We start from the raw sequence: 18863 nt of genomic DNA on the forward strand, positions 1-18863 counted from the left end.
CCGTCAAGCTCGGTGCCTACGTTAGCAATGTCGGCGTAAATCGCAGCAGAATAGTGGCGTAACCATTGCGTGAAGGCGTACCCGTGTTGAGCGAACTTTCACATCGCGCGAAGGCTCTAAGCACTTCTCAGGCCCGCGCTTTGCATCTGGCTGCACAAGGATTGCTGCAACCGCCTCGGCGGCGTGCACGACGTGATGATCTTGTGGCGGCAATCCAGCGCATGCGCCTGCTGCAGATCGATAGCATCCATGTCGTCGCGCGAAGCCCTTACTCAGTGTTGTATGCACGGCTTGGCGATTATCCGCAGGCATGGCTGGACGATGCGTTGGAAGCCGGGCGTGTCGCCGAATGCTGGGCGCACGAAGCCTGTTTTGTTACCGCTGCTGACATCGCCTCGCATCGGGCGTGGCGTGCCCAAGCGCAAAGCAGCCATTGGGCGGACCAACATGCAGCGCGGGCGCGTGATGCCAATCTTGAGCAAATGCATGCGTTGCTCGAGCGCATCCGCATGTCGGGGCCGGTGCGTGCTTCGGATTTCGAACGTGTCGATCGCGGCGCATCGGGCTGGTGGGAGTGGAAGCCTGAGAAGCGTTGGCTGGAAGCATGGTTTGCCTCGGGTGAGTTGATGGTCACGCGGCGCGAGCGCTTTCAGCGCGTCTACGACTTGGCCGATCGCGTGCTCGCGAAGCTGGATCCGCCGTTTGAAGCGCCGATTCCTGCCTGGTCTTGCGAGGAACTTCGTCGGCGTTTCATTCTCGATAGTGTGCGTGCGCTCGGTATTACGCAGGCCCGCTGGATCGCCGACTATTTCCGCTTGAAGCCGGCCGTAAGCGAACATGAGCTTGCGCCGCTACTGGCATCGGGCGAGCTGTTGGCGGTCCAGGTCTCCGATTGGGAAAACCCGGCCTATGTGCATCGCGAGCATGCCGAGCTGCTGGAAAAGGCGCGTGCAGGACATTTGCGCGCAACGCACACCGCTTTGCTTTCGCCCTTTGATCCGTTGGTCTGGGATCGCGCGCGTGCGCGCGGCATGTTCGATTTCGACTACACCATCGAGTGTTACCTGCCGGCGGTCAAACGGCGATATGGGTACTACGCGCTGCCCATTCTGCATCGCGGGCGCCTGGTTGGCCGGCTGGATGCCAAGGCGCATCGCGCGGAAGGCGTTTTCGAGGTGAAGGCATTGTTCTTCGAAGAGGACGTGACGCCGACGGCGCGCATGCTCAAGGACGTGGCTCAGGCGATTGCCGCCTTTGCCGCCTGGCATGGTGCGCCGGTCGTTCGACTCGGTCGGTGCAGGCCATCGCCGTGCGCGGCAACGCTGCGCACGCACTGGCGCTGAGGTCAGTGCGGCGTCGTGGTGCTAGTGGGCGGTGCGCACGAATGACCATGCAGGCTATCGCGTAACTGCTGCGCAAGGCCGAGGCAGCGGTTGGCGAGATAGGGGCGTACGCCCGGATCACTTGCCTCCTGCAACAAGGTGTCCCGCATGGATTGATAGTGCGTCTGCAATGCATCGGCCGGATAGGTACCGGCGGCGCGATGGCACGCCAGGTAAGTATCCAGGTAGCTGTCGCAGGCCGCGATGCCGGTCACGCTGGAAGTAGGAGCAACGACCGCCGGTAACGGTTTGCGGGTCGCATGGTTGCAGCCGAAAAGAAACAAGCTCGATACCAGAACCACCCCCCTCGCAACGTAAGCCCACGGAAAGAAAAAGCCTGCTTCGTTAGCTTGTTTCATGGATCGCCATTCGCCTTAAACTGCCCCAAGCATATCGCCTTAATGAAACCCTTCTTCCTGAACGGAAGCATATTCCCTTTGGGTTGTCATTTACGGGTATGATATGTGCACTGTGTTTGCCTTAGGTCACCAGAGTCACGTGGCCCGATGCAGCCGTTTACGGTCTGCCTCATCGCTCACCCCTTGGGTTTTCCTTTGCACACCAGTAAGCCGGCCCCGCCCGTTGGCGGCGGTCCAGTCTCTTTTTGAAACACCAAGTTTGGAGTGAGTTACATGTCTGATCGTCAGATCGGTACCGTCAAATGGTTCAACGATGCCAAGGGTTTCGGCTTCATCAGCCGCGACAATGGCCCGGATGTCTTCGTGCATTTCCGCGCGATCCAGGGCAATGGCTTCAAGAGCCTTCAGGAAGGCCAGAAGGTCAGCTTCAAGGTCGTGCAAGGCCAGAAGGGCCTGCAGGCTGATGAGGTTATTCCGGCTTAATCGGCTGGATAGATCGATTTAAAAAGGCCGGGCGTAAATGCCCGGCCTTTTTTCTTGTAATAAATTGCAATTATCAAATGTGATTCAGTATGTGAATTTTCCATCACATATCGATTCACGAAAATCATTATCCTTTATTTCACTTAGCCTGCCTGCGAGTGCACGTTCGCCAGCGGTTTCAAGCGCGACACCGCACTAAAAACCGGCATGCTCGAGTAGTCGCAGACTCGGGTGGGTCTGCGGTTTTATTTGAAGTCAGCGCTTGAATGGATGGGGTAAGTCATGTCGGAAGAACGGGCAACGGGCACAGTCAAATGGTTCAATGACGCCAAGGGATACGGGTTTATCAGCAGCGACAAGGGCGGTGACCTGTTCGTGCATTTCAAATCAATCCGGGGCAATGGTTTTCGTTCGCTCAAGGAAGGCCAGAAGGTCACGTTCCTGGTGAAACAAGGACCGAAAGGTTTGCAGGCTGAGGAGGTAGATGCGGTCTGATGCCTGCGCATCTGGATCGATTGAAAAAGCCAGGTTCCCTGCCTGGCTTTTTTGATTTTAAAATCTGCCGATACGGCTTCATTGCGTGAAATTTCCATCACATTTCATTTCACGAAAGTCATTATTCTGTATTGACTGTGTCTGCTCGATTAGGCGCTCACAGTGTGGGGTTCAATTCCGCACATCCACCCGATCTTGGCATACCAGTAAGCCGGCGGCTCGGGCGAGCCGTCTGGTCTTTTAGGTTTGGGACGGTTCGAAATGGAGTGAAGTTATGTCGGAACAACGTGAAACTGGCACAGTCAAATGGTTCAATGACGCTAAGGGCTTCGGCTTTATCAGTCGCGCCAATGGTCCGGATGTGTTCGTGCATTTTCGCGCGATCGAGGGCAACGGCTTCAAGAGCCTCAAGGAAGGCGACAAAGTCATCTTTGAGGTAGTGCAAGGGCAGAAAGGATTGCAGGCGGATAAAGTCAGCAGGGCGTAGTGGTTAGTTTTCCCTGATGCGAAGGCCGGCGCATGCGCCGGCCTTCGCGTTTTCCAGTCACCGTGTAAGCCGCGCCGATGTCGACATCGCTCCCATTGTCCTGCACCTCGTCCAACTGTGCTGTCACTATGTCCGTTGTGACCGCAGACGGTGCGCGCAGCGAATTGATCTGCGTCGAGCCTCGCGTGCCGCCACTACGCGCGTTGTATTGGCTGTCAGCCATGGGTGTACCGGCAAAGCATTACCTTCCTTTGGCCGAAGCATTCGCAGCGCAGGGCATCGCTGTCGCTTTGCACGAATGGCGCGGTATTGGGTCGAGTGATCGTCGTGCGAGCCGTCGCGAAGACTGGGGTTATCGCCAATGCCTTCAGTGGGATCTACCTGCCGGTATTGCGCAAGCCAGAGCCCGTTGGCCGGGCGCGGAATGGTGGCTGGGTGGACATAGCCTTGGCGGTCAGCTTGCATGCCTCTATGCAAGCATGCATCGCGATGAGGTATCCGGACTTGCGCTGGTGGCGAGCGGATCACCTTACTGGCGATGCTTTGCCTATGGCGCGGGGATTTATGCCGCTTATGCGCTCGTCAACCCCTTGTCGCGTCTACTGGGCTATTTACCGGGGCGGCGTATCGGGTTTGGCGGCAATGAAGCCCGCGGCCTGATTGCCGACTGGTCGCGCAGTGGACGTACAGGACGTTATGGCGCGAGTGGTCTGTCGGTGGATTTCGAACAACGACTGGCCCAGATACACGTACCGGTATTGGCGTTGTCCCTTCGCGACGACTGGCTTGCACCACCGGCCTCGCTGAACTGGTTGCTGGACAAAATGCCTGCGGCACCGCGGCGCACCGCGGTCATCGCTCCCGATCAACTGGATGGACGGCGTGCAGATCATTTCAGTTGGATGAAAGTGCCTGGTGGCGTTGCCAGGTTGCTGGGGACGTGGATGGCTGGCGCGAACACTTGATCGGGTCGCAATTGCCGCCATGTGTGTGAGTTCGTTTGCCTTGGCGGTGCCTCTATGAAACTGTTCGAGCCTTACACGCAGCGCAGTCTGACCTTGCGCAATCGCATCGTGGTATCACCGATGTGCCAGTATTCCGCGCAAGCGGGCGTACCTGACCAATGGCATCTGGTGCACCTTGGAAGTCGCGCGGTGGGTGGGGCGGGCGCGGTGATCGCGGAGGCCACGGCGGTTTCGCCCGAAGGCCGTATTTCGGCACACGACACCGGCATCTGGAACGATGCCCAGCGTGAGGCATGGCGACCCATCGCCGCCTTTCTCGCCGAACACGGCGCAGTGCCTGGCGTACAACTGGCCCACGCGGGACGCAAGGCCAGCGTGTGGCGTCCGTGGGAAGGTGGTGGCCCGCTACCCGCAGAGCAGGGTGCATGGCAAACCGTAGCGCCCTCGGCGATTGCATTCGATGCCGACTGGCATGTCCCGCAGGCATTGGACATCGATGGCATACGCAGGGTCGTGGCGGATTTCCGCGCGGCGGCGCGGCGCGCGAAGGACGCCGGCTTCAAGCTGGTCGAGGTGCATGGTGCGCATGGCTACTTGCTGCATCAGTTCATGTCCCCGCTGAGCAATCGCCGCGACGACAACTACGGCGGCAGTTTTGAAAACCGTACGCGCCTGGTGCGCGAAGTACTTGCCGCCGTGCGTGAGGTATGGCCGCAAGAGCTGCCGCTATGGCTGCGTATTTCGGCCACCGATTGGGCTGACCATGGCTGGACGATCGATGACAGCGTGCGTCTGGCAGGCCAGCTTTCCGGGCTGGGTGTGGACCTGGTGGATGTTTCCAGTGGCGGCCTGGTACCCCATGTGAAAATCCCCGTCGGGCCGGGCTACCAGGTACCTTTTGCGGCCCGTATCCGGCAGGAATCCGGGATGGCGACTGGCGCGGTTGGCCTGATCACCGAACCTGCGCAGGCGGAGGGCATCATTGCCGGCGGTGCGGCGGACCTGGTGCTGATTGCGCGCGCCAGCCTGCGCGATCCTTATTTTCCGCGCAGGGCCGCACAGGAATTGGGTGCAACGATTACAGCACCGGAGCAATATCAGCGAGCCTGGTAATGGGGTTGAGCATGCAATCGAATCCGACTCTCATCGAAAACAGCCGTCTGCACGATCTTGGCGATGGTTTTGTCGTGCGGCGCATGCTGCCGGTGCTCATGGCGCGCCACGTTGGCCCGTTTGTGTTCTACGACCACATGGGGCCGGCTGACTTCGCGCCAGGCAAGGGCATGGACGTTCGGCCGCATCCGCATATCGGTCTTGCCACGGTCACGTGGTTGTTCGAGGGCAGTATTCGTCATCGCGACAGCGTCGGTAGCGTGGCCGATATCACGCCGGGCGCGGTGAACTGGATGACGGCCGGTCGCGGTATTGCGCATTCGGAACGCACGCCACCGGACGCACGTCGCACCGGTCAGCGCATGCATGGCATCCAAGTGTGGGTCGCGCTCCCGCGCGCCGATGAAGAGGTGGCACCGGAGTTCCATCATCATGATGCCGAAAGCCTGCCGCGTATCCGCAAGCCCGGCGCGGAATTGGTTCTGATTGCCGGAACGGCGTATGGCAGCGCATCGCCGGTCAAGGTGTTCGCGCCGATGTTTTTTATCGAGGCGCACCTGCGAGCCGGTGCGGAGGTTTCGCTTCCGGAAGAACATGACGAACGCGGTGTGCATGTTGTTGAAGGCGAGGCTGAGTGGGGCGATCTTTCCTTGGCATCAACGCAGATGGCGGTACAGGCCGGCGCATCGGCGCCGCCCGTGCGCGCGAAAACAGCTTGCCGCCTGATGTTATTCGGCGGCGCCCCGCTGGATGGTGATCGCCACTTGTGGTGGAACTTCGTGTCCAGTTCGCGCGAACGTATCGAGCGGGCCAAGGCGGACTGGGCGGAACAACGTTTCGGCAAAGTGACGGGTGATGAAGAAGAGTTCATTCCGTTGCCGGCGTGATGCTTCACAGCAGCGTGCAGCGCGGCAACACCAGCGCTAGGCTGCTTGAGGTAGCGCCGGGAGAGTTTCTGCCATGTCCGCCTTTGCCAGCTTTCGCGATTTCTATCCGTACTATTTGAGCGAGCACCGCGATCGCCGTTGTCGCCGCCTGCATTTCGTTGGCAGCACACTGGTGCTGCTCATCGTGCTGCTGGCGTTGTCATCAGGCAGGCTGGTCTGGTTATGGCTGGTCCCGGTGGTCGGCTATGGATTTGCCTGGATCGGCCATTTTGCGTTCGAGAAAAATAGACCGGCCACGTTTCGTCATCCGCTCTATAGTTTGATGGGCGATTGGGTGATGTATTGGGATGTGTGGCGCGGGAAAGTGAAAATTTGATCGAAGGTTTGGCGTAAGCCTGTTTAATCGTTGTGTCACATATCAGGACGCAAACTTTTTCGACTGAATATGCACTAACCCGTCATAAATATCAGACAACCGATCTATGAGGCGCGCGTTACATTCCTGGCCTCTGCCAAGATCGATTGCAGGATTGTCAGCGCATGAATGAGTTCGTCACCTCTGCGATACGCAAGCATGCCTCGTATCGCCGTCATGCGCTGGATAACGGTGCTTCCCTTGGTGCGCTTGCGTTTGCGCGCGAAAAGCTACGGGCTGCGGCGCAGGTTCGATTCGCGCTGGGCGATAGCGTGTGGATGTGGTTGATCGTCGCGTTGAGCCTGGCGGCGCGGTTGATCCGCATCGATCACCAACCACTGTGGCTTGACGAAGCGTTGACGCTCAAGCGCATTCATATGGGCCTGGGTGGCTTGATGGCCGATAGTTTTACCAATCGGCACATGCCGACGTATTTTCTGCTGTTGCGTCTTGCCTCGCGGTTTTTAGGGCCCGGTGATGCGTGGTTGCGCATTCCTTCGGCGCTGTTCGGCGCGATGTCGGCAGGGATGGTATTCATTATTGCGCGCCGTCTCGGCAGCCGTACCGCGAGCATTGTGGCCGGTCTGTTGATGGCGCTCTCGCCCTTGCAAGTGCAGTATGGTCAGGAGGCGCGTTCTTACACGTTGGTCACGTTGCTTATTGCCGTGGCCTTGTGGGGCTTGCTGAGGCTTGCGGGTAATCCGTCACGCGCATCTATGGATATCCGCAGTGTCGAGTCCGATCGGTTGGGATGGGGCGCTTACGTCTTGGGTACCATCGCCGCGCTGGATGTCCTGGGCGACGCGGTGCCGTGGCTGATCGCATCCAACCTGTCCTTGCTGCTGATCTGGCGCAGCCTGCGCGCGGTGCCTCAAACACAAGGTGCGCTCGCGCGTAATTGGACATGGAGCGCAGCGCTGATAGTGGCGTGCACGGTTCCCTTCTACTGCGCCATCATCGCCGCCAGTGACGGGCACATGCTGCAGAAGTTCGATTGGATTCCCGAGCTGAGCTGGCAGCATATGTGGGTGGTGGTTGGCAGTGTTTACCTGATGCGCATGTTGGCGGTGGTCAAGTTCGACTTGATGCACACCGCAGTGCCCTTGTTGAGCATGCTGATCGCGCTTGCAGCCCTGTCGGGTTTATTGCGCATGCGTGGGAAACTGGAAGGGCGCGTTTTACTGTTGAGCGTGCTGGTTCTTCCGCTGCTCGTGCTGGTGATGTCGCTTTTCAAGTCGATGTTGCTGCCGCGCTACGTATTGTGGAGTGCGGCGCCGTTCTTTGTCATGGCCGGGCTTGGCGTGGATGTGCTGCCGCGCCGGATGCTGGCTACCGTGGCTGCGCTGTGGCTTGTGCTTGGCGTGGTGAACCTTGGGCCGGTGTATCGCATCGAAACCAAGCCGCGCTGGGACATGGCGGCGGCGACGCTGGCCGCCAAGGTGCGCCCGGGCGACACCGTGTTCACTGCTGACCCCAATGCGCCAACCATGTTGTCGGTGCTGCAACCCAAAGACGGGTTGCCGATCGAGGCCTCGGCCATGGTCACCTCACAGCTCGATGAGGCGCTGGCGCGATGGCGGCAGGGTAGCCGGGTATGGGCGGTGAATGGACGTTCCGCACTCGGTCAGCGCGAAGACCTGGCCGACTTCAAAAACCGCATCGGCGCACTGGGTACGCCGGTGGTGGAGATTCCGCAGGGCAAGGAAATCACCATCCTGATGTTCCCTGCGCCGGATGAAGCCGACGAAACCGAGGCGAACTGATCAGCTCGCTTTCCTGTTCAGCGGTATTGCTGGTGGCATTGCTGACAAACCTGGTCCACAGGCTTGAGCGCAGCGGTCAGCGCAGGGCAATCGACCGGTGCCGACTGGGCTGCCGTCTTAAGCTCCGTACGCAAACGAGTGGCCAAATCGTTGAAGGGCTGTGGCGCATCCCGAAATACAGCCGGAATATCCGCCGCGATCATCTGCATATGCTGAAGCTGGTCAAGATTGGCCGCGGCGTCGCAATGCTGCCCTTTCACCGCTTGCTGTAATTGATGGCGATGAAAGCTCATGGTGACCATCAAGGCCTGCGGAACCGGGTTACGTTCGCTCAGCGCCCGCATGGCAAACACGGTGCCGATGATGCCGATGGCCAGACCCAACACGATCAGGAGTGCCGCGCGCATTGCTCTACCTTTTCCTTCGGGGGATGGCTGCCGAGCATACCGTAATGCGTCTGGCAAGCCGATTACGAAGGTTCCGACCGCCTCCTGTCGGCGGTCATTGGACAGACAGCCAGGGTAGCCTCCGCGTAAAATTACGCGGAGCATCTTAAAGTCAGGTATTCGCGTGAATCTTTACCTCTCCGACAAGACGGCCGGTGGTCGTCGATGAGCGGCATTGCCTATCCCAGCGAGCGCTTCGAGGGCGTCGAACGACTGTACGGCGCCGGTAGCGTTGCGCAATTGGCACAGAAACACGTTTGCGTGATCGGCATCGGCGGCGTCGGCTCCTGGGCGGCCGAGGCGCTGGCACGCAGTGGTGTGGGTCGACTGACGCTGATCGATGCCGATGAAGTGTGCGTATCCAATACCAACCGGCAGCTGCACGCATTGGATGGCGAATACGGCAAGCCCAAGGTAGGTGTCATCGCAGCGCGCGCGCATGCGATCAATCCCGCCATTCGCCTGGAGGCGGTCGAGCGTTTCCTCACACCGGCCACGCTGGACGAACTGCTCGACCGCGGTTACGACGTGGTGCTGGATGCCTGCGATGCCTTTCGCGTGAAGCTGGAGGCCATCGCCTGGTGCCGCAGGCGCAAGTTGCCGATGGTGACGGTCGGCTCGGCGGGTGGGCGCACCGATCCCACGCAGGTGCGGGTCCGTGATCTGTCGCGCACCGAGCACGACGCGATGTTTAGTCTGATCCGCAAGAAGCTCCGTCAGGACTTCGGTTTTCCGCGCAACCCTGATCGCTACTTTGGCGTCTCGGCGGTGTATTCGCTGCAGAACGTGCAGTACCCGCAGCCGGACGGCACTGTGTGTGGCACGCGGCCGCCCGGCGGGGATTCGCTGAATCTTGCTTGCGGCGGCGGCTTGGGCGCCGCCACGCACGTCACCGGTGCGTTTGCGTTTGCGGCGGTGGGGAAGGTGATGGAGAAACTCCTGGAGCGCTAACGCTCGTGCGTTCTCTCCACGCAGAAAGAGAACGCCCGCGGGCCGTTACCATCCCATGCCATTACCAACCAACCCCTGTCTTTACCAACCCATGTAGTGACCGCCATTGATCGCCAGGTTGGCGCCGGTGATCCAGCTGGCATCTTCCGTGGTAAAGAACGCAACGGCGTGCGCGATTTCCTCCGGCTTGCCCAGACGTCCCACCGGGATCTGCGCGACGATCTTCTCGCGCACTTCCTCGGGTACGGCCATCACCATGTCGGTGGCCACATAGCCGGGCGAGACGGTGTTCACCGTGATGCCGAAGCGCGCGTTTTCCTGCGCCAGCGAAATGGTGAAGCCATGCATGCCGGCCTTCGCCGCGGCGTAGTTGGCTTGTCCGTACTGACCCTTCTGGCCATTGATCGAGCTGATCTGCACGATGCGGCCCCACTTACGGGTACGCATGTCTTCGATCACCGGACGAGTCACATTGAAGCAGGCGTTGAGGTTGGTGTTCACCACATCCATCCACTGCTGATAGGTCATCTTGTGGAACGTGGTGTCGCGAGTGATGCCGGCGTTGTTGACGAGGATATCCACCGGACCGACTTTTTGATGGACCGCGTGAATCATGTTTTGGCAGGAGGTGGGGTCGGCAACATCTCCGTGCACCAGGGTGATCGCGAGGCCGTCCTGTTCCATGGCCTTGCGCCATGCGTCAGCCTTCGCCTCGTCACGATAATTTGTGACAACTTTGTGTCCCTGCTTGGCCAGGTAGCGCACGATTGCAGTACCAATGCCACCGGTGCCGCCCGTAACCAATGCCGTACGCTGTGTCATGCCTGTCTCCTTGTCTACGTGGTAAGTCCCGTGCGGTGCACGCGAGCTTGATGAGGTTATACGCAGACATCATGAAGGCATAGCAGTTCTGAGCATCACGGTACGACTGCGCACCGGTTCGTTATACAAGGTTAAGCGGTACTGTGTCGCTGCAATGCGTCAAACGATGGGGATCGAAGGAGGCCAGGGCGGCGTCGAGCAACTCGGATGGATGGATGGCCATTTCATCCGGCGTGATGCCGAGGAACGTCAGCGCGTGGCGAAGGCTGGGCATCGGGTCGTGCGGATTTATCTCGCGTGAGCCCTCGGACTTCGATAATTTGCGGCCTTCGCTGTCGAGCACCAATGGCAGATGTAGATAACGTGGCGTCGGCAAACCGAGGCAGCGCTGCAGCCAGATCTGCCGAGGGGTGGAATCCAGCAGGTCGCTGCCTCGCACGACCTGGGTGATGCCTTGCCAGGCATCATCCACCACGCAGGCGAGCTGGTAGGAGTAGAAGCCTTCCACGCGGCGGATGACGAAATCACCCACAGCGTCACGCAAATCCTGCTGCTGGGGTCCCTGAAGCTCATCCACGAAGGCGATGGTTTCAGTGGGAACCCGGATGCGCCAAGCAGGCTCGCGGCTCGCATCTCGCGGCGCGATGCACTGTCCGCCATGATGCATGCCGCCTGACGCCACCAAGTCGCTGCGGCTACACCAGCACGGGAACACCCGGTCCGCGTCCCGCAACTGTTCGAAGGCCGCGTCGTAGGCAGCGATGCGTGATGACTGCTGCACCACGGGTTCGTCTGCGATCAGGCCCAAGGCGGGCAACGCGCCGAGAATGGCCGCGGCGGAGCCGGGCACTTCACGGGGCGGATCGATGTCTTCCATCCGTAGCAACCATTGGCCACCAGCGTGCCGTGCGCACAGCCAGCTGCCCACGGCGGCAACCAGCGAACCGGGGTGAAGGAGGCCCGTGGGGGAGGGGGCGAAGCGTCCGCGATAGCTCATCGCGCCCATTTTACGGAAGCTGGCCGATAGCGGAGAGGGCAGCGCTTAACCCTTGAAAAACGGGCATTTCACCCGAATCTCCCTCCTCGATTACCATTGTTTTCTTTCGGAGTCACAAGCTAAGGACGACTATGCGCCGCATTGCCCTTTTTCTTCTCACCAATATTGCCGTCCTGTTTCTGCTGAGCATCGTGTGCCACCTGTTCGGCATCGACCAGTGGGCGGCGATGCGCGGCTATGGCGGCATGACCGGCCTGCTCGTCTATGCGGCGGTCTTCGGCATGGGTGGTGCCTTCATCTCGCTGGCCATGTCCAAGTGGATGGCCAAGATGTCCACCGGCGCGCGAGTGATCGAGCAGCCGACGAACGAAGGCGAGCGCTGGCTGATGGATACCGTGCGCCGCCATGCGCAGAACGCCGGCATCGGCATGCCGGAGGTTGCGATCTACGACGCTCCGGAAATGAATGCCTTCGCCACCGGCATGACCAAAAACAGCTCGATGGTGGCCGTGAGCACGGGTTTGCTGCAGCAGATGGATCGCGAGCAGGTTGCCGCCGTGCTCGGGCACGAGATCGGCCACGTTGCCAACGGCGACATGGTGACGCTCACGTTGATCCAGGGTGTGCTCAACACGCTGGTGATTCTCGCCGCGCGCATCGTGGGCCGTCTGCTGGATAGCTGGCTGTCCGGCGGACGCGATCGTCAAGGTTACGGCATCGGGTATTTCGTATCGGTGATGGTGCTGCAGCTCGTGTTCGGCCTGTTCGCGTCGATGATCGTGATGGCGTTTTCGCGCTGGCGTGAATTCCGCGCCGACGCTGCGGGCGCAAAATTGGCCGGCCGCGGTTCGATGATTTCCGCCCTGCAGCGCCTGCAGCTCAACCATGGCGAAAGCACCTTGCCCAAGGCCATGGCTGCCTTCGGCATTTCCGGCCCGCTGGCCAATGGTCTGCAACGCCTCTTCATGAGCCATCCGCCGCTGGACGAGCGCATTGCCGCGCTGCAGAAGCAGGTGTGATGCTTTGACATGTCCCCTCTCCTGCCGGGGAGGGGTTGGTTTTTTCTATCCAACGGACTTTTTTCGACGACACCATGACCACGACCGCCGAAACCCGCAAATTCGAAGCCGAAGTCGCCCAGGTGCTGCACCTGGTGACGCACTCCCTGTATTCGCACAAGGAAATCTTCCTGCGCGAACTGATCTCCAACGCATCGGACGCGTGCGACAAGCTGCGTTTCGAATCCATCGCCGAGCCTGACCTGCTTGCCGGCGATGCCGAGCTGCACATCGATGTGAGCTGGAATACCGAACAGCGCACCATCACCGTGCGCGACAACGGCGTCGGCATGAGCCGCGATGAAGTCGTCGCCAACATCGGCACCATCGCCAGCTCCGGTACGCGCCGTTTCCTGGAGGCGATGAGCAGCGAACAGAAGAGCGATGCACGGCTGATTGGTCAGTTCGGCGTGGGTTTCTACTCCGCCTTCGTGGTTGCCGACAAAGTCACTGTATTCAGCCGTCGTGCGGGCCTGCCGGCCAGCGAGGGCGTGAAGTGGGAGAGCGATGGCAAGGGCGAATACTCGCTTGAGCAGGTGGAACTTCCCGAGCGCGGCACCGCGATCGTGCTGCACCTGAAAGCCGATGAGGGCGATTTCCTCAAGCGTTGGGAGCTGCGTTCACTGATTACACGCTATTCCGATCATGTCGCCTTTCCTATCCGCATGCCGGTGGAGAAGGATGACAAGCCCTCCGACGAATGGGAAACCGTCAACGCGGCCTCCGCGCTGTGGACCAAGCCCAAGAGTGAAATCAGCGACGAGGAATACCAGAGCTTTTACAAATCCCTCGGCCACGATTTCAACGATGCGCTTGCCTGGACGCACAATCGCGTCGAAGGCAATCAAAGCTACATCACACTGCTGTACCTTCCTGCGCAACCGCCGTTCGAGTTGATGATGGGCGGGCGCGACGAGCGCAAGGGGCTCAGGCTTTACATCAAGCGCGTCTTCATCATGGATGCGGCCGAGGAACTGTTGCCCAACTACCTGCGCTTCGTGCGCGGCGTGGTGGATGCGGACGATCTGCCGCTCAATGTGAGCCGTGAAATCCTGCAGCAGAACCGCCAGCTTGAGCGTATCCGCGCGGCGTGCGTCAAGCGCGTGCTGGATCTGATCGAAAAGCTCGCCAAGGATGAGCCCGAGAAATTCCAGACCTTCTACAAGGCCTTCGGCAATACGCTCAAGGAAGGCATCGTGGAAGATCACGCCAACCGTGAGCGCATCGCCAAGCTGCTGCGCTTCGCCTCCACCAAGGGCGAGGGCAATGCGCAGGCCGTGTCGCTGGACGATTACATTAGCCGCATGCCGGTAAGCCAGGACACCGTCTGGTACATCACGGCCGATAGCCACGCGGCGGCCGCAGGCAGTCCGCAATTGGAAGCTTTCAAAGCCAAGGGCATTGAAGTGCTGCTGATGTCCGATCGCATCGACGAATGGATGCTCGGCAGCTTGAACGAATACGCAGGCAAGAAGCTGCGCAACGTCGCCAAAGGCGAGTTCCCGCTGGACGAGGAAGCCAAGAAGCAGCAGGAAGAAGCGAGCAAGGCGGCCGAGCCGTTGTTGAAAAAGCTCAAGGATTTGCTCGGCGATCGCGTGAGCGATGTGAAGGTATCCGCGCGCCTGACCGATTCACCGTCATGCCTGGCGCTATCCGATTACGAGATGGCCCCGCACCTCGCGCGCCTGATGCGTGAAGCCGGCCATGAGATGCCCACAAGCAAGCCCACGCTGGAGATCAACCCGCAGCACGCGCTGCTCAAGCGCGTGGAAGCGCAGACCGACGAGGCCAAGTCCAGGGATCTCGCCAATTTGCTGCTCGAGCAGGCGGAAATCGCCGCTGGCGCGCCGTTGCTGGACCCGGCTGCATTCGTTCAGCGCCTGAACCGCGTGTTGTTGGGTTGATGACGATCCACCCCCTCTCTCCAGCGGGAGAGGGGGGCATTATGGTTGGGTGGTAATAAAGCGAAGATGCGGCAGATGCACGCCCCACACCACTGCCAGTAAACGCATCAAAAGTACCGCCATCACGCCTGCACTCACCGCTGCGTTCCGCGGCAGACCAAGCTTCTGTAACACCACATACACCACGATGCCCACCATCGCGGCTGTCGCATAAAGATCCTGGCGCAAGATCAGCGGTATGCGCGCACTCATCACATCGCGCAGCATGCCGCCGGCGGTGCCGGTCATCGTTCCCATCAGCACCACGATCAACCAAGACAAGCCCGCGGCTTCGGCAATCTGCGCGCCGCTGATCGCAAACAGTGCGAGGCCCAGGGCGTCGGCAATCAGCAAGCTGTTGCCGGGCGGTGGGAAGAATGCGAGATAGAGCATGGTCAACGCGGCGGCGACAATGATCACCAGTAAATAACGCGCATCGCGTATCCAGAAGATGGGATGGCGATTGAGCAGCACGTCGCGTAGCGTTCCGCCGCCGATGGCGGTCACTGCTGCCAGCGCCAAGCCGCCGAGCAGATCCATGCCTGCGCTCGCGGCCACCAGCACGCCGCTGATGGCAAATACGGCGACCCCGATCAAATCCAATAAATAAAGCAGCATGGATACTCCTCCTGGACGATCCTGATCAGGCTTGTGTCAGCAAGCCAGCGTTCCCACCTAAACTGTTTCCCCTTGGGTTTGGCCCGATCATGCCACGATGAAACATCCACCTCACGAAGCACCCACCGAAGTACGCGCCGATGTCTGGCTATGGGCCGCGCGCATGTACAAAACGCGCAGCCTCGCCAAGCAGGCCATCGATGGTGGCAAGGTGGATGTGAACGGTGGTGGCTGCAAACCGTCCAAGGCTGTGCACATCGGTGACAGGGTGCGCCTGACCCGTGGCGAGGAGCGGTTGGAACTGGAAATCCTGGCACTTTCCGAGCAGCGCGGGCCGGCGAGCCTGGCGCAGGCGCTTTATCGGGAAACCGAGTCGAGCCGGCTCGCCCGCGAGCAGGCGCGTGAGCAGCGCCGGTTGAGCGGCTCAGGGCTTAATCGTCCGCCCACCCGTCCAAACAAGCATGAACGTCGGGAATTGCGACGGCTTAAAGACTTTCCCTGAGCAGCACATCTCAGAAATCCGTGCATATCTGCGTGACTATTCTCCCAAAGCAGGCAACCCGAAAGAGGTTGCCGCTTACCAGGATTCACGGGGGTGAGGATGAACGGGATCGATTTCTTCAAACGGCTGCTTGGCAGCCCTGCATCGGGCGCTGATCAACACGGTCGCCTGCTGCAGGCGGCATCCAGTATGCGAACGCTGGTGGTCGACGATTCCCCGACCATTCGCGCTGTGCTCGGCAAGATGCTCGGGCAGGAAGGCTATGTGGTGCAGAAGGCGGCCGATGGCGAAAGCGCGCTGGAGCTTGCCAAGGCCGAACAGCCTGAGCTGATTTTTCTCGACATCGTGCTACCGGGCGTCAATGGCTTTCATGTGCTACGCACGCTACGCCACGATCCGCTGACCCAACACATTCCGATCGTGATGATCAGCGGCAACCAGCAGGCCACCGAGCAATTTTACGTGCAACGTTTTGGTGCGGACGATTTCATCAAGAAGCCGTTTGGTCAACGCGATGTACAGCGCGCGATCGATCAATTGGTTCGGGCCGGACGCTTGCCCGCGCGTGTGCCTGCACCCGTCGTGGCTGCACCTGAGGTGGTGGTTACACCGTACGAGGAAATCCGCAGCACGCTCTCCGGCATGGCTGCCTGATCCGCATTTTCCAGAACGCGTTACGGCTTCAAACGGAAACGCCGCAGTGTGGGGGCACTGCGGCGTTTATTTTGTTGTCTTCTGCGCAGAGTTTACGCAAGGTCGAAGCGGTCCAGGTTCATCACCTTGTTCCACGCGGCGACGAAGTCATTGACGAATTTCTCCTGCGCATCTGCACTTCCATAGACTTCCGCTAATGCGCGAAGCTGGGAGTTGGAACCAAAAACCAGATCGACACGGGTGCCGGTCCACGTCACTTCACCCGTTTTGCGATCGCGCCCTTCGAATACATCTTCGGCTTTGGAAACCGCTTTCCACACGGTGCCCATGTCGAGCAGGTTGACGAAGAAATCGTTGCTCAACACGCCCGGTCGTTTGGTGAAGACGCCTTGCGTACTGTGCCCGACGTTGGCGCCAAGAACGCGCAAGCCCCCTATCAGTACGGTCATCTCTGGCGCAGTTAGTGACAGCAATTGTGCCTTGTCCACCAGCAAGACTTCGGCCGGTACGCTGAACGCACCTTTGAGGTAATTACGGAAGCCATCCGCAACCGGTTCGAGCACGTCGAACGATTCCACATCGGTTTGTTCCTGCGAGGCGTCCGTGCGGCCGGGCGTGAAGGGCACGGTTACGTCGATGCCGGCGTTCTTCGCGGCTTGGTCGACCCCGGCGCAGCCGCCGAGCACGATCAGGTCAGCAAGCGAAACGCTCTTGCCGCCGGGCTGCGCATGGTTGAATGCCTCTTGCACGCGTTGGAGTGTCTTGAGCACCTTGGCCAGCTGCTCAGGCTGATTGACCGCCCAATCTTTCTGCGGCGCGAGGCGGATGCGCGCACCATTCGCACCACCACGCTTGTCTGAGCCACGGAAGGTGGATGCCGATGCCCAGGCGGTCGAGACCAATGCGGAGATGGGCAAGCCTGATGCCAGGATCGTGTTCTTTAGTGAAGCGATGTCCTGCGCATCGATGAGCGTGTGATCGACTGCTGGAATAGGGTCTTGCCAGATCAGCGTTTCGGTCGGCACGTCCGGGCCGAGGTAGCGTGCGCGCGGACCCATGTCGCGATGTGTCAACTTGAACCATGCGCGGGCAAATGCATTGGCGAACGCGTCGGGATTTTCGAAGAAGTGACGCGAAATTTTTTCGTAGGCCGGATCGACGCGCAACGCAAGATCGGTCGTCAACATCGAGGGCGCATGGCGCTTGGAGCGGTCGTGTGCATCCGGCACGGTACCGGCGCCGGCTCCGCCCTTAGGTGTCCATTGATGCGCGCCAGCCGGGCTCTTGGTCAGCTCCCACTCGTAGCCGAACAGGTTCCAGAAGAAGTTGTTGCTCCACTTCGTCGGCGTGCTGGTCCATGTCACTTCCAGGCCGCTGGTGATGGCATCGCCGCCTCTGCCGGTGCCGAAGCTGCTTCGCCAACCCAGGCCTTGTTCCTCGATGCCCGCGCCTTCCGGTTCGGGGCCGACGTGGGATGCGGGACCGGCGCCATGGGTTTTGCCGAACGTGTGGCCGCCGGCGATAAGCGCGACAGTCTCCTCGTCGTTCATGGCCATGCGTGCGAACGTCTCGCGGATATCGTTGGCCGCAGCGAGTGGGTCAGGCTTGCCCTCCGGGCCTTCCGGATTCACGTAGATAAGTCCCATCTGCACGGCTGCGAGTGGATTGGCGAGATCGCGCTGACCGGTATAGCGCTTGTCGCCGGCCAGCCATGTTGTTTCCGCGCCCCAGGAAACATCTTCTTCCGGCTCCCACACGTCTTCGCGTCCGCCGCCGAAGCCGAAGGTCTTGAAGCCCATCGATTCCAGCGCGACATTGCCGGCAAGAATCATCAAGTCGGCCCAGGAAATCGCACGCCCATATTTTTGTTTGATCGGCCAGAGCAGCCGGCGCGCCTTATCCAGATTGCCGTTATCCGGCCAACTGTTCAGGGGTGCAAAGCGCTGCTGGCCGGCACCCGCGCCTCCACGACCGTCGCCTGTGCGATACGTACCTGCGCTATGCCATGCCATGCGTATGAACAAGGGGCCGTAGTGGCCGAAGTCTGCCGGCCACCAGTCTTGTGAGTCGGTCATCAGGTCATGCAGGTCCCGCTTGAGCGCGTTGAGGTCGAGGGTCTTGAATGCCTCGGCGTAGTTGAAATCCTTGTCCATGGGGTCGGACAGGGAGGAGTGCTGGTGCAGGATTTTCAGGTTCAGCTGATTGGGCCACCAATCGCGATTGGTCGTACCGCTGGTGGCGTGCTTGAAGGGGCACTTGGACGCGCTTGGCGCGTCGGAGCCGGGTGTCTCGGAAGTGGGTGTCACTGTATTGAGGTCTTGGCTCATGGCAGAACTCCTTCTCGGAACGGAGGAACAAATGGCTGGCGTCGGCTGGCCGTCTGGTCAATGTACGCCCGCATGTTTCTGCCGTGAATTGAATTGTCTCGATCCTTTCCATAGGTATGAGCTATGGATCAAGAGGCTGTCGCAGTGGCGAAGTCCGAACTCAGTGTCTTTCGCACGTGCGCCAAGCAGGGTCGCC

At 60.2% G+C, this 18863-nt stretch carries 20 protein-coding genes; 14 read left to right on the forward strand and 6 right to left on the reverse strand.

What is annotated here, in order from left to right; genetic code table 11:
- Positions 1-221: 221 nt before the first annotated feature.
- Positions 222-1343 (forward strand): winged helix-turn-helix domain-containing protein, encoded by a 1122-nt coding sequence (locus DWU98_RS03360; protein WP_230474642.1) that lies wholly within the window; start codon positions 222-224, stop codon positions 1341-1343.
- A gap of 2 nt (positions 1344-1345) precedes the next feature.
- Here DWU98_RS03360 and DWU98_RS03365 read toward each other — a convergent pair whose 3' ends face one another.
- Positions 1346-1741 (reverse strand): hypothetical protein, encoded by a 396-nt coding sequence (locus tag DWU98_RS03365; RefSeq protein WP_147293190.1) that lies wholly within the window; start codon positions 1739-1741, stop codon positions 1346-1348.
- Positions 1742-2014: 273 nt separating this feature from the next.
- On the opposite strand from DWU98_RS03365, the gene DWU98_RS03370 reads away from it, so the two are divergent.
- The 8 genes from DWU98_RS03370 (at position 2015) to DWU98_RS03405 (ending at position 8349) form a co-directional block, all read left to right on the forward strand.
- Entirely contained in the window at positions 2015-2224 is a 210-nt protein-coding gene (locus tag DWU98_RS03370; RefSeq protein WP_115479759.1) for a cold-shock protein, read from the forward strand.
- Between the two features lie 282 nt (positions 2225-2506).
- Positions 2507-2719 (forward strand): cold-shock protein, encoded by a 213-nt coding sequence (locus tag DWU98_RS03375; protein WP_115494012.1) that lies wholly within the window; start codon positions 2507-2509, stop codon positions 2717-2719.
- Between the two features lie 274 nt (positions 2720-2993).
- Positions 2994-3206 carry a cold-shock protein gene (locus tag DWU98_RS03380; RefSeq protein WP_115494013.1) on the forward strand — a complete coding sequence of 71 codons (213 nt, stop codon included), beginning with the start codon at positions 2994-2996 and terminating at the stop codon, positions 3204-3206.
- 128 nt (positions 3207-3334) lie between these two features.
- Positions 3335-4171, forward strand: a complete 837-nt coding sequence (locus DWU98_RS03385) for an alpha/beta hydrolase family protein (protein WP_115494014.1) — start codon at positions 3335-3337, stop codon at positions 4169-4171.
- Between the two features lie 54 nt (positions 4172-4225).
- On the forward strand, positions 4226-5284 hold the full coding sequence (locus DWU98_RS03390; RefSeq protein WP_115494015.1) for an NADH:flavin oxidoreductase/NADH oxidase: 1059 nt from the start codon (positions 4226-4228) through the stop codon (positions 5282-5284).
- An 11-nt stretch (positions 5285-5295) separates the two neighbouring features.
- Positions 5296-6171 carry a pirin family protein gene (locus DWU98_RS03395; protein WP_115494192.1) on the forward strand — a complete coding sequence of 292 codons (876 nt, stop codon included), beginning with the start codon at positions 5296-5298 and terminating at the stop codon, positions 6169-6171.
- Between the two features lie 73 nt (positions 6172-6244).
- On the forward strand, positions 6245-6547 hold the full coding sequence (locus DWU98_RS03400) for an Mpo1-like protein (protein WP_115494016.1): 303 nt from the start codon (positions 6245-6247) through the stop codon (positions 6545-6547).
- A gap of 164 nt (positions 6548-6711) precedes the next feature.
- On the forward strand, positions 6712-8349 hold the full coding sequence (locus tag DWU98_RS03405; protein ID WP_115494017.1) for a glycosyltransferase family 39 protein: 1638 nt from the start codon (positions 6712-6714) through the stop codon (positions 8347-8349).
- A gap of 17 nt (positions 8350-8366) precedes the next feature.
- On the opposite strand, the gene DWU98_RS03410 is transcribed toward DWU98_RS03405, so the two are convergent.
- Positions 8367-8756: a cytochrome c gene (locus tag DWU98_RS03410; RefSeq protein WP_115494018.1), complete on the reverse strand. Its 390-nt coding sequence runs from the start codon at positions 8754-8756 to the stop codon at positions 8367-8369.
- A gap of 204 nt (positions 8757-8960) precedes the next feature.
- Here DWU98_RS03410 and DWU98_RS03415 point away from each other — a divergent pair, with 204 nt between their 5' ends.
- Positions 8961-9746, forward strand: a complete 786-nt coding sequence (locus DWU98_RS03415) for a tRNA threonylcarbamoyladenosine dehydratase (RefSeq protein WP_115494019.1) — start codon at positions 8961-8963, stop codon at positions 9744-9746.
- A gap of 81 nt (positions 9747-9827) precedes the next feature.
- On the opposite strand, the gene phbB is transcribed toward DWU98_RS03415, so the two are convergent.
- Positions 9828-10568 (reverse strand): acetoacetyl-CoA reductase, encoded by a 741-nt coding sequence (gene phbB / locus DWU98_RS03420; RefSeq protein WP_115494020.1) that lies wholly within the window; start codon positions 10566-10568, stop codon positions 9828-9830.
- A gap of 121 nt (positions 10569-10689) precedes the next feature.
- Positions 10690-11565: a tRNA glutamyl-Q(34) synthetase GluQRS gene (gene gluQRS / locus DWU98_RS03425; RefSeq protein ID WP_115494193.1), complete on the reverse strand. Its 876-nt coding sequence runs from the start codon at positions 11563-11565 to the stop codon at positions 10690-10692.
- A 131-nt stretch (positions 11566-11696) separates the two neighbouring features.
- On the opposite strand from gluQRS, the gene htpX reads away from it, so the two are divergent.
- The gene (gene htpX / locus DWU98_RS03430; RefSeq protein WP_115494021.1) at positions 11697-12584 is read left to right on the forward strand and encodes a protease HtpX; all 888 of its coding nucleotides are present in this window, start codon (positions 11697-11699) and stop codon (positions 12582-12584) included.
- 74 nt (positions 12585-12658) lie between these two features.
- The gene (htpG, locus tag DWU98_RS03435; RefSeq protein WP_115494022.1) at positions 12659-14527 is read left to right on the forward strand and encodes a molecular chaperone HtpG; all 1869 of its coding nucleotides are present in this window, start codon (positions 12659-12661) and stop codon (positions 14525-14527) included.
- A gap of 39 nt (positions 14528-14566) precedes the next feature.
- Here the strand turns inward: htpG and DWU98_RS03440 are convergent, their stop codons facing one another.
- Positions 14567-15184, reverse strand: coding sequence for a trimeric intracellular cation channel family protein (locus DWU98_RS03440; protein WP_115494023.1), 618 nt, complete (start codon positions 15182-15184; stop codon positions 14567-14569).
- Positions 15185-15281: 97 nt separating this feature from the next.
- Between DWU98_RS03440 and DWU98_RS03445 the strand changes: the two genes are divergently transcribed.
- A complete protein-coding gene (locus DWU98_RS03445; protein WP_115494024.1) occupies positions 15282-15686 on the forward strand; it encodes an RNA-binding S4 domain-containing protein in 405 nt (134 codons plus the stop codon).
- Positions 15687-15785: 99 nt separating this feature from the next.
- Positions 15786-16340: a response regulator gene (locus DWU98_RS03450; protein WP_115494025.1), complete on the forward strand. Its 555-nt coding sequence runs from the start codon at positions 15786-15788 to the stop codon at positions 16338-16340.
- Between the two features lie 92 nt (positions 16341-16432).
- Here DWU98_RS03450 and katG read toward each other — a convergent pair whose 3' ends face one another.
- The gene (katG, locus tag DWU98_RS03455) at positions 16433-18667 is read right to left on the reverse strand and encodes a catalase/peroxidase HPI (RefSeq protein WP_115494026.1); all 2235 of its coding nucleotides are present in this window, start codon (positions 18665-18667) and stop codon (positions 16433-16435) included.
- Between the last annotated feature and the right edge of the window lie 196 nt (positions 18668-18863).

It is taken from the genome of Dyella monticola, assembly GCF_003363155.1.
Lineage (GTDB): Bacteria > Pseudomonadota > Gammaproteobacteria > Xanthomonadales > Rhodanobacteraceae > Dyella_B > Dyella_B monticola.

Coding starts and splice junctions, on each gene's coding strand:
- DWU98_RS03360 (WP_230474642.1), top strand. CDS start 222: ATGCGCCTGCTGCAGATCGATAGCATCCATGTCGTCGCGCGAAGCCCT.
- DWU98_RS03365 (WP_147293190.1), bottom strand. CDS start 1,741: ATGAAACAAGCTAACGAAGCAGGCTTTTTCTTTCCGTGGGCTTACGTT.
- DWU98_RS03370 (WP_115479759.1), top strand. CDS start 2,015: ATGTCTGATCGTCAGATCGGTACCGTCAAATGGTTCAACGATGCCAAG.
- DWU98_RS03375 (WP_115494012.1), top strand. CDS start 2,507: ATGTCGGAAGAACGGGCAACGGGCACAGTCAAATGGTTCAATGACGCC.
- DWU98_RS03380 (WP_115494013.1), top strand. CDS start 2,994: ATGTCGGAACAACGTGAAACTGGCACAGTCAAATGGTTCAATGACGCT.
- DWU98_RS03385 (WP_115494014.1), top strand. CDS start 3,335: ATGTCCGTTGTGACCGCAGACGGTGCGCGCAGCGAATTGATCTGCGTC.
- DWU98_RS03390 (WP_115494015.1), top strand. CDS start 4,226: ATGAAACTGTTCGAGCCTTACACGCAGCGCAGTCTGACCTTGCGCAAT.
- DWU98_RS03395 (WP_115494192.1), top strand. CDS start 5,296: ATGCAATCGAATCCGACTCTCATCGAAAACAGCCGTCTGCACGATCTT.
- DWU98_RS03400 (WP_115494016.1), top strand. CDS start 6,245: ATGTCCGCCTTTGCCAGCTTTCGCGATTTCTATCCGTACTATTTGAGC.
- DWU98_RS03405 (WP_115494017.1), top strand. CDS start 6,712: ATGAATGAGTTCGTCACCTCTGCGATACGCAAGCATGCCTCGTATCGC.
- DWU98_RS03410 (WP_115494018.1), bottom strand. CDS start 8,756: ATGCGCGCGGCACTCCTGATCGTGTTGGGTCTGGCCATCGGCATCATC.
- DWU98_RS03415 (WP_115494019.1), top strand. CDS start 8,961: ATGAGCGGCATTGCCTATCCCAGCGAGCGCTTCGAGGGCGTCGAACGA.
- phbB (WP_115494020.1), bottom strand. CDS start 10,568: ATGACACAGCGTACGGCATTGGTTACGGGCGGCACCGGTGGCATTGGT.
- gluQRS (WP_115494193.1), bottom strand. CDS start 11,565: ATGAGCTATCGCGGACGCTTCGCCCCCTCCCCCACGGGCCTCCTTCAC.
- htpX (WP_115494021.1), top strand. CDS start 11,697: ATGCGCCGCATTGCCCTTTTTCTTCTCACCAATATTGCCGTCCTGTTT.
- htpG (WP_115494022.1), top strand. CDS start 12,659: ATGACCACGACCGCCGAAACCCGCAAATTCGAAGCCGAAGTCGCCCAG.
- DWU98_RS03440 (WP_115494023.1), bottom strand. CDS start 15,184: ATGCTGCTTTATTTATTGGATTTGATCGGGGTCGCCGTATTTGCCATC.
- DWU98_RS03445 (WP_115494024.1), top strand. CDS start 15,282: ATGAAACATCCACCTCACGAAGCACCCACCGAAGTACGCGCCGATGTC.
- DWU98_RS03450 (WP_115494025.1), top strand. CDS start 15,786: ATGAACGGGATCGATTTCTTCAAACGGCTGCTTGGCAGCCCTGCATCG.
- katG (WP_115494026.1), bottom strand. CDS start 18,667: ATGAGCCAAGACCTCAATACAGTGACACCCACTTCCGAGACACCCGGC.